Source organism: Chitinophaga jiangningensis (genome assembly GCF_900142605.1).
Taxonomy (GTDB): domain Bacteria; phylum Bacteroidota; class Bacteroidia; order Chitinophagales; family Chitinophagaceae; genus Chitinophaga; species Chitinophaga jiangningensis.
Map to the genome: position 1 here is coordinate 841,779 of NZ_FRBL01000001.1, position 15,550 is coordinate 857,328.

Consider the following 15,550-nt stretch of genomic DNA (forward strand, 5'->3'; position numbering starts at 1 on the left):
TAAACCCTGAAATTTATATGATTGTTGCAAAAGTAAGCAGAATATGATTCTGGCAATCCCACAATCTATAAGTAACTTGCAGGCTGTTAATTAACTGATTATTATGATACGAGTTGGTGAATACAACTACCTGCGGGTAAAGAAAAAGGCTGAATTTGGTGTATACCTCGAAGGCGTGGACCAGGAAATCCTGCTGCCTACCCGTTTTGTGCCGGCAGGTACTAAAGTGGGCGATGAGCTGAAGGTCTTTATTTACCACGACTCAGAAAACCGGTTAATTGCAACCACCCAAAAGCCTTACGGTGTGGTTGGGGATATTGTGAGTCTGAAAGCCGTAAGTACAACGCACCAGGGGGCTTTCCTCGACTGGGGCCTGATGAAGGATATTTTTGTACCTACCTCCCAGCAACTTTCTAAGATGGTGCCGGGGCAGGAGTACCTGGTAAAGATCTACCTGGATGAGCTCACGGGCCGCGTGGCAGCTACAGAAAGGATCGAGGGCACGCTCAGCAATGAAAATATATCTCTCACCGAAAAAGACCCGGTGGACCTTATTGTATACCGCAGAACACAGATTGGTTACGTGGTAATTGTGAATAACGCACACCTGGGCATCCTGCATCACAGTGATATTTTTAAACCGGTAGATGTGGGTGACAAGCTGAAAGGTTTTGTTCGCCAGGTAAAAGACAACAAAATTGATGTGGCGTTGGGACAGCCCGGCTTTAAGAAAGTGGAAGATGAAGGTGCTAAAATTCTGCGCCTCCTGCAGGAAAATAATGGCTACCTGCCTTATCATGATAAGTCCACCCCGGAAGAGATCCAGGCGTTTTTCGGCATGAGTAAAAAGACGTTTAAAATGACTACCGGTAACCTTTACAAGCAAAAAAAGATACTGTTTACACAAACTGGTTTTAAGGCTGTAGAGGAATAAAAGAAGAAAAATCGTGGGGCTGCGCTTGCATCGATAACACATATGTGTTATCTTAGAGTATTACTATCCTAACCATAGATTTATGAAGAAAATCGCAATTGTTGCCGCAGCCCTCGGCATTTTCATCGCACTGAGCGCATTTGTTGCCAGTACAAACTCACTTATTGGAATTAAAACCTTTTTTAGGCTTGGCCTTGGCGGTCTTGGGCTGATGATGCTCGCCAGTGCCTACTTCCTCGTTTCTTCTTTTCTGATTTCTCAGATGCTTCTCCGACAGAAGCTCCTTGAAATGGAGTAATTCTTTTTCGGGCGGGATGTTATTCAGTAAATCTCCTGCCCGCACTTCCAGTGCTTCCGCGATTCTGTGAATCATGTCAAACCCGGGCTGCCGGCGGGCGTTCAGAATTTTGTTCATGTACGCCGGTTCCACTCCCACCTCATAGGCAAATATCGCCTGCGTCCAACCCTTAGCTATCCGGGCAGCATCAGCATTAAACGCAAAGATGATCAGTTGCTCTGTGTATTTGAACATGGCGGCAAGATAGACCCACCGAGCATTCCAGTTCAAGCACAATAGTACTAGCACTATTGTACAATATGTATAAAATACTTATATTCATGGAAAAAGCATGCAAAAAGACAAGATGTTAAATGTCATAATTGGAAAATTTCTCTCGGAATTGTACGAAATGGATCACAATGCAATTTCCCTTGTCACTGTGACACTCACAGTTAAAGCTGAATATTTCCCTGAAGATGGCCACAGTGAACTGTATGAGGTCAATGACAAGCTGAAAGCTATCCTCGAAAAAGAGGGTCAAACACCAATTAAACATTACGTTACCTGTTACGAGATGTAATTGATTATCAAACCTCAAGATTGACTATGAAAAAGCTAAGTTATCCTCATGGCAGGTAGCCCTGCATTAACTCATTAGGTGAATGTTCACTTTTGGTGTGGCCCTGGCAAGCCGGGGATTATAAGGTTTGTCAGCGGTCACCCTCATTTGCTACTTTACTGGAAGTACTGCTATTGAAGAAGTGCGCAGCTTGCCTGTTTCCCGTATACAGTTATTTAGCAGCAGTACTGTTCTTACGGGTGGTTTTGGAATTACGTGGTTTGCTGGCAGCCTGCTGCTTTTTGCGTTCCAGGTTTTTCCGGTGCAACTCAATCAGCGACTCCTTGAATTTTTGCAATTCTTCCGGCGGTGGAATTGTACTGAGTAGCTCTCCGGCCGGCATGTCCAATGCTTCAGCAATACGGTGGATCATTCGAAAACCCGGCTGCCGGCGGGCATTTAGTATTTTGTTCAAGTACGAAACTTCTACGCCCATTATGGCCGCCAGGTCCATTTCCGAAAATCCCCGGGCATTTTGGGCAGCAGTTACGTTAAAGGCAAAAATGTATAATTCCTCCATGTAATTGGACATGGAGGCAATTTAATTTTGTGTAGCATTTTAAGTCAAGCACAATGATGCTAGCAATATTGTACAATATATATAAATAATTTAAATTCAAATGAATAACGTAGAAAAAGACAAGAAAATAAATGTAATAATTTCAAAATTTCTTTCAGAATTAGCAGCCATTGAGCAGAATGCGGTTTCGCTTGTCACGGTGACACTCACAATTAACCCGGAATATTTCCCTAAAACCGGCTACAGGCAACAGCTGGAAGTGGATGGAAACATTAAAACCATTCACGAGCAACAGGGTAGTAAACCAATGCCATATTATGTAACCTGCTACGAGCAGTAAGGGTATAACATTTCCTCAAACCATGGTCTATGAAGGGTTTCAATTATCAGGTAATTCGGGAAGCAACTCCCGCGGGGATACACGCAAAGCCTCCGCCAGCGCATATACAGTGCTTAAACTTGGATCAGTTTTTCCGTTTTCCAGTCGGGTCATATAACTGGGCTCCATATCAGCTTCAAATGCGACATCTACCTGTGTGAGTTTACGCGCCAATCTCAGTCTTTTGAGGTTGGCACCAAAGGCTTTGGTTATATGTGGGTTCTTCTCCGGCATTAAAACTCGAAATATACCTTGAATACGCACGATTAGACGGGCACAACAGCACTAGTTCGCTAAAACTATATGCGTAAGTAGTTATATTCCAGTAAGCTATATGGGAGAATTAATATGCAAGAAATATTCTCAAAATCTAAAGTTGGGTAGTAGTTAGAGAACCAAAGTTACCAAATAAGAATGGAATACCCGATATAAAAAAGAAGCAGTCGCGCCGGGCGCGACTGCTTGAAGATAGTGGGTTTTCACAAATAGAGTTATTTGAAAAGATGGAGCACCAAACCTACCTCCAGCACTCCACTGGTGTAGTTTTTCAGTCCCGCCGTCTGTGTAGTATACATCACCTGGAATCCGGTAATAGAGCGGTAATTAAATCCCGCCCCTATCGTACAGTTTTTACTGGTATGATACATCCCGAATACATTCAGGTATTCGCTGGCCAGCACAATTTTCGCACCCACATCCACCAGATCGTCGTAACCACGCACTCCCCTGTAACAGACCTTTGGCTCTATATATGGCACCGCATCGCTGATACGCACCCGGTAAGATGCCGCCGCAAAAAAGGTAGACGCATCAATCGTCTGGTGGTCCTGCTTGCGCAAATTATTCATGATATTAGGCATGGCCGCCTGCAAGGTAACATTCCCATTCGTATAAGCCATACCGTAGTCTATCTCAAAGTAATTATCCCGGCGATTAAATGCACCAATGCCCGGATCATTCACCTCGCCCACAATGGCCGACTTATCCAGTCTTTCGCTGTTAATACCCAGTGATAAACCGAAATGCAACTGGTCCTTACCCGCAGCATTCAGCGGTAAATGATAGGCATATGTCATCGCAATTTTTGTGCGCTTAATCAACCCTGCCTCATCATTAAAAATATTCAAACCCGCTCCCACACGGTTCCCTACGTAATAATCAGCAGTACCTGCCTTCGTTACCGGCGAACCAGGCACATCGTTCCATTGCCCCCGATACGATAGATTAATATGCAGTCCGGTGTCAATACCCGCCATAGCCGGATTTGCCAGGTACTGATTCTGGAAGTATTGACTACCTAACGGCTGCAGGGCAGCTGTACCCTTCGACCAGCCCTGCCCATGCACCACAGGTACATATCCGAGTATCAACAAAAAAGCAACGGCGCTGAGAAATTTATGTAACATCTGATGAATGTGTTTAATGTTCGCGAACAATGGTGATAAAGCCTTTCATCCGGGTACCATTGCCAAGATCAAGGATATAGTAATAAGTGCCTTCTGCCAGCAGTTGCCCATTCAGCTTTCCATCCCACTCATTGTTATAACCTTTTCTGGTGTACACCAGCCTGCCAGCACGGTCAAAAATTTTCACTTCGTTATTCAGATAACGGCCAATATTTTTTACCATCCAGCGGTCGTTGATACCATCACTATTGGGCGTAAGCAGGTTCGCAGCTTCTACCTGCACCTCTCCGCTTACTTCTACTTTAAAATCGGTAGTAACCGTACAGCCGTTCTCGTTAGTAACCGTGACCAGATATACACTGGTCGCTTCCGGTTTCAGCGTAAGTACTGGCATATTCCTTCCGTCAATAATGTAAGCCCCGTCGCCCCACTCGTAGCTTACACCACCACTGGCAGTCAGCTTCACGATGCTGCCCGCTGGCACAGGGTTCGGTTTATCACTCACCACTTTTACATCCGGCAACTCGTTTACCAGCAACTCGAAAGTAATCGCCACCTGGTCTACACCACCGTTTGCCACTCCGCCATTGTCACGCACCAATACAGTAATAGTGGTTGAGCCTTTGGTGTTGTCTTTTAAAGTAAACCTTACAGCACCGGTACCATCCTTGTTATCCCGGGTGGTGAGACTGGTAAAGAAGTCCTGGGTGCTGGTAGCCACCAGCGTAATAGTTTGCCCGGTTTCAGGTCCTGCACTCAGTCCGGTAAGGCGTATTTCCTGTGCCTGGTGTCCATCACACACTACCTGTTTGGTAACGGCATTAATGGTAGGCACTTCATTCACATCTGTTACGGCAATCACCAGGTCTTTCTCAAACGTTAAACCGCGCTTGTCGGTAACGCGTACACGAACGCTGTAACTGTTCTTCTGTTCGTAATCAAATACAGCGTCTGAAATCAGCTGGTTGCCGGCGTTGATCTTAAACTTAGCATCGTCTGCTCCTCCGGCAAATGCATAGGTAAATACATCTCCAGCATCCGGATCGGTGGCACTCAGCGTACCGATAACAGTGCCGGCAGGTGCATTTTCCAGTATGCTGTTTTTATCCAGGGAGATATTAGTTGGCGCGGAGTTCGTGGATGTTACGGTAATGGTCACGTCCTTCTCTATCCATAAGCCACCAGCGTCTGTTACACGGATGCGAATGGTATAGCTCTTCTGCTGCATATAATCCAGCACTCCATTCACTACTACCTGGTTACCGGTCACCTTGAATTTAGCCTGATCGGCACCGCCAACAAGCGTCCAGGTAAAGGTTTCGTTTGCATCAGGATCGGTAGCAGTAAGATTTCCTACTACGGTACCTACCGGTTTTAATTCCGGCAATGTATTGTTATCCAGCTGGAAGTCGGTTGGTGGCTCGTTTACATTCGTCACTCCGATCACAAAGTCCTGCGTATAACTCAATCCGCCTGCATCTGTCACTTTAATCTTAATGTTATACTGGCGCTTGGTTTCGTAGTCAAATACAATTTTGGTTTTTAACGTAGTACCGCTGATCTCGAAAGCCGCATCATCTGCCCCACCTGCTAAACTGAAGGTGAGTATATCACCGGCATCCTGGTCAGTACCGGTTAAAGTTCCCACCGTAGCTCCGGCAGCCACGTTTTCCATCACGGTATTCCCACTCAGGCTAATGGCCGTTGGTGCATCATTCACATTCGTTACGGTTACCGTAAAGTCTTTTTCATATGTATTATTTCCTGCATCGGTTACGCGTATACGCAGGGTGTAAGCCTGTTTCACTTCGTAGTCAAATACTGCACTGCTGCGCAACTCATTTCCCTGAATAGTAAAGGATGCTGCGTCACCACCCGGCAAAATTGTAAAGGTGTGCGTATCGTTACCGGCATCAGTAGCCGTTAGAGTGCCCACTACAGTACCAGCAGGTTTATTTTCTTCAATCGTATTGTTAGATAACTGAATAGCTGTAGGCGCCGGATTCACAATTGTAACAGTGATCACAAATGTTTTCACGGTATCTTTTCCATGGCTGTCCGTTGCCCTGATTTTTATCGTGTAGGAAGACTGTGTAGCCGCATTTACCACTGCAGCCATACTGAGCACATTGTTAGCAATGGTAAACCTGCTATCATCCGCACCGCCTGCAAACGCCAGGGTTACTGCGTCGTTTTCCGGATCGCTGGTGATAATGTTTGCCACTACGGTACCCACCGGACTATAATCGTCTACTGCTGTTTTACTCAGATTTACATCGGGTGCTTCATTTACGTTATTTACCTGTATGGTAAAGGATTTCGTAAAAGTCGCACTGCCTGCATCCGTTACTTTAATGGTAATAGCGTAGCTATTTTTTGTTTCAAAGTCAAAGGCTGCATTCGTACGTAATTCATTACCAACAACAGTAAACGCTGCGGCATCCCCTCCAGGTTCAATGCTGAAAGTATGGGTATCATCCGCATTGGCGTCGGTGGCGGTTAAGGTACCCACCAGCGTACCAGCCGGCAGATTCTCATTTACCGTATTACTGCTCAGTTGAATATCCGTTGGTACTTTATTCACCCGGTTTACAGTAATGATAAAGGTTTTGCTATCTGTGAGCCCGCCTTTGTCTGTTACTTTAATTTTTACTTCATAAGATGATTTTGCCAGATAATCCACTACTGTTTTAATGCTCAGCTGGCCTCCCACCATTTCAAACTTGGCATCATCTGCACCGCCGTCAAAGGTCAAGGCCTGTGTTTCATTGGCATCTTCATCGGTTACGGTGAGGTTGCCAATGATGGTACCTGCGGGGCTGAAATCATCCACAGTTGTATTACTCAGTGCAAGTACCGGTGCTTCATTTACATCTGCTACGGTAATGGTAAATACCTTCTCAAAAGTAAGTCCATCCACATCTTTCACCTGCACTTTAATGCTATAAGTATGTCCTTTCTCGTAATTAAATACTACCTTATTGTACAACTTGTCGTTTACAATATTAAAACTGTCTGCATCCAAACCCGGCAACAGTGTATAGGTAAATGCTTCATGCGCATTGGCATCCACTGTGGTGAACGTACCGATTTCCGTATTTACCGGCTGGTTTTCATTGATAGTGTTAGCTGATAAACTGATATCCGTTGGTGCCAATGGCACATGCACAATGGTAATGGTCAACTGTTTAGTAAAGCTCAATCCGCCTGCATCTGTAGTGGTTACACTGATGGTGTAACTGGTTTTCACTGTAACATCAAATGTTTGCTTAGTGAGCAGCGTATTGCCTGACACCAGGAACGCATCGTTATCACCACCGGCAGCAAGTGAATAGGTAAAGGTGTCGCCGGCATCCTGGTCAGTGGTACTCAGCGTACCAACCGTGGTATTGATAGCAGCATTGTCACCTACGGTGCTATTGGATATGGTAAGATCTACAGGTTGCTCATTTATATTGTTTACATAAATCACAAAATCCTTTTCCACATCCAATCCTTCTCCATCTACCGCTCTTACGCGGATGTTATATTGATTTTTGACTTCGTAATCAAAAGATGCAGCTGTTTTCAGTTCATAGCCATCCAGTTCAAACTTATCGGCATCACCGCCAGGCACCAGTTCCATGTCAAAGGTGAAGTTATCTGGGTCCTGCACAGTGAATGTACCTACTAATGTGCCGGCAGGTTTATTTTCATCCACTGTATTATTATTTAGGGAGATGGATGCCGGGCTCTCATTCACATTTTGCACGTGAATGGTAAAATCTTTCTCAAAAGAAAGGCCTCCGGGATCCTCCGCTTTGATGCGGATGGTGTAGGTCGATTTAGTTTCATAATCAAATACCGCCGCTGTTCTCAGTATCTTATCTGCACCTATGGTAAACATGGCTGCATCGGCGGTATTCACCAGTGTAAAGATGAGTGAATTATTTTCCGGATCCATACCGGTTACATTAGCGATGGCTGTACCTACAGGCTTGTTTTCATCTACATTGGTATTGTTTAAGAGAATATCTGTTGGCGCTTCGTTGACGTCATTCACCGTTATCACAAAATCTTTGGCAAACCAGGCACCATAGTTATCCGTTATCTTGATAGTGATACGGTATTCGTTTTTAGTTTCATAATCAAATACAGCTTTAGTCACCAGCTCACCTGCACCATTCACTTCAAAGCTGGCCATATCCGGCCCACCAATCACGTCAAAAGTGAAAGTATTACCCGCATTAGGATCCACACCGCCCAATATACCCACCACGGTACCGGTTACACTGTTTTCATCTACATTGGATTTAGAGAGCGTGATGTCCGTAGGTGCCAGGTTAACACTAACATCAACGGCCAGACTGTTACTTGCCGTATTCGGGCGGCCCACCGCATCAAAATAAGCGCCGGCCGGCATTTGCACCGTAACGATACCCGTACTGGCCGCAGTTACTGTAAGTTTATATTGGGTGTTCGAAATTTTTTGAATATTGGTAATGGTGCCATTGGCAATATCGAATTTATCCGCGGTTAACGGATCTATATCCTTGTTGCTCACAACATCCGCCACAAAACTGTTTACCGCTACCAAAGGTCCGGTGAGCACCACATTGAAATCGGCGTCGTCGTATGTCCAGGTTAAAGTATTAGATATCGCGCTGGGGATACCGGTGCTACTCTGTGTCACAGCTGCATTCAGGTATACAGATACAGGCCCCGCCGCAAACGGCGTTACGAGCAACGTATAGTCCTGGTTGTTAGTACCTGCTTGCGGCTGCAGGGTTAGCGCCTGTAGGTTAGTGCCAGCAAAGCCCGTCACAGTTATCGGTGTAGTTACCGGAATAGAGAAATGCACATTCACCGTAAATGGTGAGGTATATCCCGGCACCCTGGTGAGTTCCGGCTGAGGGATATCATTGTTATACAACGCCTGGAATGTTGCCGCAGCAGCCAGCGGATTACCTGCCTTATCGTAAAACGCATTCTGATGAACCGTTACACTGAAGTTGCCGGTAACACCAGGCGACACCAGCGTGCTGTAATGTGTATCATCCACCTTCGTTAAAGCACCCTGCGTGGCATTGGTAAAGCTGAATGCGGCCGGATCTCCAGGCACTACGGCTTCATTAAAGCTGTATGTGATGGTAAATGGTGCTCCGTAAGCACCGCCGCCGGCAGGCAATGTAATCTGCGGTGATGTATGATCGTAAGTAATATAACTGCTGCTAATGCCGGTTCCGATTTTATTATTGTAGTTATCCCGAACATTAGCGGTACCGAGTAACGACAAGTTCAAATCCCCATCGCCGGTGATACCGGTTAAGTCTATACGAAAAGACGCCGGCGTAAGTCGCACCACGGCCGACACCGTAGCACCCGCCACAGAACCGGTTGTAGCAGTAACAAAATCGGTGATCAGCGGTGCCGTCACCTCTTCACTGAAAGTCAGCACAAACGCGCCGGTATTGAGGTTGGTAGGTGTAGCCGTTGCAGGCACCAGCGACAGCGGCCTTGGTATTTCCGCGTCATAATGATAAGTGCCGATGGTGCTGGCTACGTTACCGTTGCCATATTCATCATACGCGGCATTTTCCATAACGCCGTAGTTAATATCTGCCGTAGGCGTAACAGGAACAAAAGTTATTTTATAAACCGTGCCATTAACAGGCGCCAGCTCACTAATGGTAACCGCACCATTGGTACCCAGCAGACCGGTGGCGGAAAGCCCCGACACTGGCTCACTGAAGGTAACTATTGCCTCAAACTGATTCAGTACATTGTTGGTAGAAGGCACAATACTCTGTACCACAGGCCGCACCAGGTCATAATTTAAAATCAGCTCATTAGACGCCACATTATCCAGGTTTGTTTCGCCTTTAATGGCGCCCGGTTGCAGCTTCACGGTAATAGCGCCCGACTGCGGCGTGCTGGCGGGAGTTACCTGGTATTCGTATACACCAATAGCGGGATTGCCTGTAAATACGGCAGTACCATTGGTTACAGTTAATTTAGCAGCATCAAATGTAGCAGGCAACACTGTTTTATCAAACACCACTTTCACGGTGAAAGGCCCGTTCACTTTAGTTTTGCCACCTACCACGGAGATAGTGGGAACAGGTGCCGTGAGTACTGCCTTTTCCATATAGTAGGAGTTACTAACGCCTGTAGCCTCCAACGGGTTTCCTGCCAGATCGGTAATGCCACTCGGGCCCGGAATTAAGGCCACGCCCAGCATACCGGAATCGCGGTGATCCAGGTTGGTAACATTCAGGAAAGTGATCAATCCTGTTTGCTGGTCAGGATTCATAACTACATTATAATCACTGTAGGTAACCTTGGTAGTACCTGTAGCCACCCAACCTGCCTTTGTTACATTGGCAACCTTTTCTGAGAAGCTGATGGTAAAAGATAATGCAGGCACGCTCACCGCCACATCCTTAGGGCCGGTAAGCTGGAAAACGCCCGGTACTGGCGGTGTTCCGTCCACATTTGTATTAGTAATGCTCACTGGCGTACCAACGGGTAAATTCACTAATCCCTGATCAAGGTAATCACCGGAGGCTACATCGCGAATCAGGCCAGACACAATTTCCAGTTTGTTATCAAAATAAACGGTGCCGTTGCTGAGATCATCGCCCAGCCCTACCACATAGCTAAATTTCTGCACACTGGCGTCCCCATTGGATTCGTTGATGGCATAACGGGTTTGACCGTTGATCGTCAGCGCTATGCGCGACAATGCAGTGATGCGTACAACACTGGAAAAGTTTACGGTGAAGGTGAGCTTGTCATTTTTTTTGTAATTGCCGGTAACAGGTACCTGAACACTGGCGATTACCGGCACGGCGGCCGCTTTAAGGGGCGCAGTACGCGCATTGGCTGTGACTGCGAAAAAGGTTAGTAGGAGTAAAACAAGAGAAAACACAAAGCTGTTTCTCTGACGATGTACGGTAAAGTGGTGCATAGTCGGATGAATAGCCAATAGAAATACAGGGATAAGCTGCACGTATTGGTAGTACTTAAATAATTGATTTTGATGTGGTAAAGCGATCGATTATCTGCTGCAGGCAATGCGATTCGCAGCTTTTCGGTAGGGTGGCTAAAATGAAGTAGGTATAATTCGGCCGGAAAGATAGATGATTATTTTCGCAAATTTAATTTTTTTTTCAGGTCAGCATAGCAGCGGGAAGGTGACAAAAAAGCTGGTTCCCTCTCCGGGAGCGGATTTCACGTTGATTGTACCCTTGTGATTAAGAATGATATTTTGAGTAGCAGTAAGCCCCAGTCCCGTACCTTTTGTTTTACTGGTGAAAAACGGTTCAAACAATTTACCCAGGTTTTCGGCAGAAATGCCGCTACCGTTATCGGTTATACGAAGTAACACTTTGTTGTTATCAATAGTAGTTTCTATTTCGAGTACGCCCTTTCCTGGCTCCATAGCTTCTATGCCATTAATAATAATGTTCAGCAGGGCAATGAGCAGCTTTTCTTCATCGGCCCAAATAATAGGAGAGTGATTGGCCAGCTTGTATTCCAGGCGCATGTTATGCAGCTGCATTCTGTCCGCAGCCATCTGTATAGCTTTGTGGATCATGGTGTGCAGATTTTGCTCCTGCATAGTCAGTTCCACCATTTTTGTTGACTGTAGTAATTCTGTTACCAACTGGTTGATCCTTGTACAGTTGCGCTCCATGATGTCGAGATACAGCACCGCATCCTCCGTTTCAGCCACCGGCTCCATTTTCAACTGACTGGTAGCCAGTAAAATATTCGTCAGTGGGTTTCTTACTTCATGTGCTACTACCCGGGCAATACGACCGGTGATCGCAAATTTTTCATGCTGTTGCTTTTCTCTTGCTTTCTGCTTTTGGGCAGTTACATCCTGGATCAGGCAGAGATATAATTCCTTCTTTTCATCCAGCAGGGAAACACTCATCGTTACTTCCAGCAGTTGCTGCTGGCGGTTGCGGAAAAGGTATTCTTTATGCTGCGTGTTAAAGGCCGACAGCGGCTGCGCCGCAAAGCGTGCCCCTTCTTCTTCCGTAGCAAATAAATCCTGCAGATGAAAACTGTACAGCGTAGCGTCGTCGTACCCCAGCAGCCTTAATGCAGCCGGGTTGGCTGCAATGATGCGCTGGGCTGCATCTACCAGTAAAATAAGGTCATTGGATTTTTCAAAAATACTGAAGTAGCGCTTTTCACTTTTTGCGATGGCACTCAGATGTGCATACTTATCAAGTGTATAACGGATAGCCCTTTCCAACAGGGCTGCATTGATTTCTGATTTTACCAGGTAATCGGAGGCGCCGGCTTCCATCGCCTCTTTATCTATTCGATAATCTCCCTTTCCGGTGAATAAAATAACGGGGGCATTAATCCCCAATTGGCGAAAATGCTTCAACACATCGATACCTGTGAAACCACCCAAACGGTAGTCCACCAGGTACAAATCATGTTGCATGGATTCAATGGCGATAATGCCTTTTTGGTAGGAGGATGCCCATTCCAACAGGTACTGATCAGGCGAAATATCCTGCAGTAGTGCATTTACGAGAAAGAAATCATCTTCATCATCATCAATCATTAAAATGCGCTTCATTCCTGTGTTGGCCATTCTTAAAAATAGTTTTTTCTGAGATGCAGTCAAATATTGTTCCTAAGTGTCGATATGTACTTCCTCTTCTGCTTTGCGTACGATGTTTCGTCGTGGCATAAACCAGGCAGGTATGAGGGTTACCAGCAGGATAATCATGGAAATATGAAACCCCTGTTTTAGCGCCAGGTGATGCGCCTGCATATTGGACACGCCATTGAGAATATGACCGTTGTACGCTCCCTGCGTTATAATGGCCAGCATTGCGATACCCAGGGCGCCACCTACCTGCTGCATTAAGGTACTGATGCTGGAAGCCATAGTCACCTCCGGCGGCCGCACGGCGCTGAGGGTAGCCGCATTCAGTGGTGCCAGTAGCAGCCCCATTCCGAGGCCGCGAATAACCATGGTGATGATCACACTCTGCACCGTGCTGCCTACATCCAGTCGCGCAAACAGAAACATCGAAGCTGCCAGCAGCACCAGCCCCGCCATGGAAATTTCCCGGCTCCCGTGCCTGTCGGACCATTTGCCGGCAAAGGGCATCAGCGCCGCCATAAACACGGAGTTAGGCAATATCAGCAGGCCCGACATCCCCTCTGAAAAACCCATCTGTTCCTGCAGCAGAAACGGCATAAGAAACAGCCCGCCGAAGAGGGCGGCCGCCCGCGATATCGTAACCAGTATACAACTTACGAATGCATAATTTTTAAACAGCTGCAAATCGATGATAGGCGTTTTCACCCGGCGGTCGATCACGATAAATGCAATGAGCGACAGGAAAGCTATTGCCAATGTAATTATTATCTGGGGAGATGACAGACCTACTCTTTCGGCTTTTGCGATACCATACTGCAAGCCCACGAGGAAAATAGTCAGTGTGGTAAATCCCGCCAGATCGAATGGCAGCTTTATCTTCGGCTGCTTCCGCAAAATGCCGAGGTATTTAAAGGCCATTACCACGGTAAGTACACCAATTGGTAAATTGATATAAAAGATGGAGGGCCATCCGAAATGCTCTGTGAGTATACCACCCAGTGTAGGGCCTATGGCAGGTCCCACGAGGTTGCCCAGTCCCCACCAGCCCAGTATGGTGCCACGCACCCGTGCAGGAAATACATAGGAAATAATGGCCATGCTGGTAGGCGCCATAGCACCACCGCCAAGGGCCTGTATAATACGGGCAATCAGTAAACTGGGGAGATCGGTGGAAAGGGCACAAAACAGAGAACCGAGTGTAAAAAGGGTAATGGCACCGAGATAGAGATTAAAAAATCCGATGCGGTTTTTGAGCCAGTTGGTAAGTGGCATCAGTACAGAGAAGCTGAGCATGTAGACTGTGATCACCCATTCAATTTCATCGAGTGTACAGTTAAACTGCCGGCTCATAACGGGAAGGGATATATTGACAATACTGGAATCTATCCCGGCCATGATAGTTCCCATAATGATCACAATCAATATACCCGTCCGGTTTACATCTCTCATACTTTATCTTTCATCATGAATATCAGTTGTGCTTTTGCAACCACCGGATTCAGCGGATTACAGTTGATCATAAACAGGTACGATGCCAGTTCTGATAATTGCCAGTCGGTCACCATTTCACCGTCTTTAAAACAGTATACTTTACGGAAATTGAAATTAACCGGTATATGCAGGGCTGCACAGGCGTGCATGGCTCTATCCAGCGGCTCCTGAGCCATGGCCAGCTCTTCATAGCCCAGCTCCTTCATGATTTCACTGGCGGTATACAGCAATGGCGGATTACGCAGTTGTGAAATCCTTTCCGTTGCCGCAATATCTTCGAGATAATCAAATAGTTTAAGCATTTCCATTCTCATTTAGTTGTGAAAGTTGCTGAAACAGTTCTTTTTCTTTGTCAGATAAGTTGGTGGGTATGTGTACCACCGATTTAATGTAGAGATCGCCGGCATTTCCTTTATTGTCGTATGCAGGCATCCCTTTCCCTTTCAGCCGAAAAACCTTGCCACTATCTGTGCCTGCGGGAATATTCATGTTCAGGGAAGTTCCAGGTGTAGGCACGGTAATTTTTCCACCCAGCACGGCAGTATACAGGGGGATGTCCACATCTGCATACAGGTCCTGCCCTTTCAATTCATATCCGGGATGGGGAGCCAGTTGTATGGAGATGAGTAAGTCCCCGTTTTCGCCGCCCTGGCGGCCCGGGGAACCTTTGCCCTTCAACCGTATTACCTGGCCTTCGTAAAGGCCCGGTTTGAGCTTAATATTCAATCTGCTGCCGTTTACTTCTACCTGGCGGGTAGCGCCGTTATAGGCATCTGCCAGACTCACCTCCATGGTTGCCTGCACATCGCGGCCGCGTGTGGTACGCTGCTGCCTGCGGCCTCCACCGGAAAAGCGGTTACCAAACAGCTGCTCAAAGAAGTCAGAAAAATTTCCGCCTTCCCCGCCAAACATATCTTCCATGTTACCCTGGTAGTGGTAGGACTGTCCACCACCACCGCCGCCAAACTGCGACCAGTCGTAATCTTCCGGACGGCCACCATGCTGCTCGTAATACTTGTAATTTTCGCCGAACTGATCGTATTTTTTGCGTTTTTCCTCATCGCTCAACACTTCATAGGCCTCGTTGATTTCTTTGAATTTATCTTCGGCCGCTTTGTTATCAGGATTCTTATCGGGGTGATACTTCACCGCCAGCTTTCTGTAGGCTTTTTTTATCTGATCAGCCGTTGCACTTTTTTCTACACCCAGGATTTTATAGTAGTCTTTTACATCCATAATTATAAAACTTGTTATGGTATGAACTTGTTCTATGAAATTACGGAATCATAAAGATTTTTGCTTTT

The 15,550-nt window shown here is 46.4% G+C and carries 12 protein-coding genes; 3 read left to right on the plus strand and 9 right to left on the minus strand.

The annotated features are described in order from the left end of the window. Positions 1-103 precede the first annotated feature (103 nt). Entirely contained in the window at positions 104-934 is an 831-nt protein-coding gene (locus BUB18_RS03500) for a CvfB family protein (protein ID WP_073078038.1), read from the plus strand. Between the two features lie 157 nt (positions 935-1,091). On the opposite strand, the gene BUB18_RS03505 is transcribed toward BUB18_RS03500, so the two are convergent. Beyond that, positions 1,092-1,466 carry a helix-turn-helix domain-containing protein gene (locus tag BUB18_RS03505; protein ID WP_073078040.1) on the minus strand — a complete coding sequence of 125 codons (375 nt, stop codon included), beginning with the start codon at positions 1,464-1,466 and terminating at the stop codon, positions 1,092-1,094. A gap of 97 nt (positions 1,467-1,563) precedes the next feature. Between BUB18_RS03505 and BUB18_RS03510 the strand changes: the two genes are divergently transcribed. Next, positions 1,564-1,794 carry a hypothetical protein gene (locus BUB18_RS03510; protein ID WP_073078042.1) on the plus strand — a complete coding sequence of 77 codons (231 nt, stop codon included), beginning with the start codon at positions 1,564-1,566 and terminating at the stop codon, positions 1,792-1,794. A gap of 211 nt (positions 1,795-2,005) precedes the next feature. Here the strand turns inward: BUB18_RS03510 and BUB18_RS03515 are convergent, their stop codons facing one another. Beyond that, positions 2,006-2,365, minus strand: coding sequence for a helix-turn-helix domain-containing protein (locus BUB18_RS03515; RefSeq protein ID WP_073078043.1), 360 nt, complete (start codon positions 2,363-2,365; stop codon positions 2,006-2,008). A gap of 88 nt (positions 2,366-2,453) precedes the next feature. Here BUB18_RS03515 and BUB18_RS03520 point away from each other — a divergent pair, with 88 nt between their 5' ends. Continuing rightward, positions 2,454-2,693, plus strand: coding sequence for a hypothetical protein (locus tag BUB18_RS03520; RefSeq protein ID WP_073078045.1), 240 nt, complete (start codon positions 2,454-2,456; stop codon positions 2,691-2,693). A 39-nt stretch (positions 2,694-2,732) separates the two neighbouring features. Here the strand turns inward: BUB18_RS03520 and BUB18_RS03525 are convergent, their stop codons facing one another. The 7 genes from BUB18_RS03525 to BUB18_RS03555 all read right to left on the minus strand — a co-directional run bounded on the left by BUB18_RS03525 (position 2,733) and on the right by BUB18_RS03555 (position 15,482). Beyond that, entirely contained in the window at positions 2,733-2,966 is a 234-nt protein-coding gene (locus BUB18_RS03525; protein ID WP_073078047.1) for a helix-turn-helix domain-containing protein, read from the minus strand. A gap of 257 nt (positions 2,967-3,223) precedes the next feature. Next, the gene (locus BUB18_RS03530; RefSeq protein WP_083549320.1) at positions 3,224-4,138 is read right to left on the minus strand and encodes a PorP/SprF family type IX secretion system membrane protein; all 915 of its coding nucleotides are present in this window, start codon (positions 4,136-4,138) and stop codon (positions 3,224-3,226) included. 13 nt (positions 4,139-4,151) lie between these two features. After that, a complete protein-coding gene (locus tag BUB18_RS03535; RefSeq protein ID WP_143159812.1) occupies positions 4,152-11,087 on the minus strand; it encodes a cadherin domain-containing protein in 6,936 nt (2,311 codons plus the stop codon). Between the two features lie 207 nt (positions 11,088-11,294). Then, on the minus strand, positions 11,295-12,737 hold the full coding sequence (locus BUB18_RS03540; RefSeq protein ID WP_073078050.1) for a hybrid sensor histidine kinase/response regulator: 1,443 nt from the start codon (positions 12,735-12,737) through the stop codon (positions 11,295-11,297). A 42-nt stretch (positions 12,738-12,779) separates the two neighbouring features. After that, positions 12,780-14,204, minus strand: coding sequence for an MDR family MFS transporter (locus BUB18_RS03545; RefSeq protein WP_073078052.1), 1,425 nt, complete (start codon positions 14,202-14,204; stop codon positions 12,780-12,782). Next, complete coding sequence (locus BUB18_RS03550) at positions 14,201-14,548, minus strand: hypothetical protein (protein WP_073078053.1); 348 nt, start codon at positions 14,546-14,548, stop codon at positions 14,201-14,203. The genes BUB18_RS03545 and BUB18_RS03550 overlap by 4 nt, the downstream gene beginning before the upstream one ends. Then, a complete protein-coding gene (locus tag BUB18_RS03555) occupies positions 14,541-15,482 on the minus strand; it encodes a DnaJ C-terminal domain-containing protein (protein WP_073078055.1) in 942 nt (313 codons plus the stop codon). Before BUB18_RS03555 ends, BUB18_RS03550 begins: the two co-directional genes overlap by 8 nt. Positions 15,483-15,550: the final 68 nt, after the last annotated feature.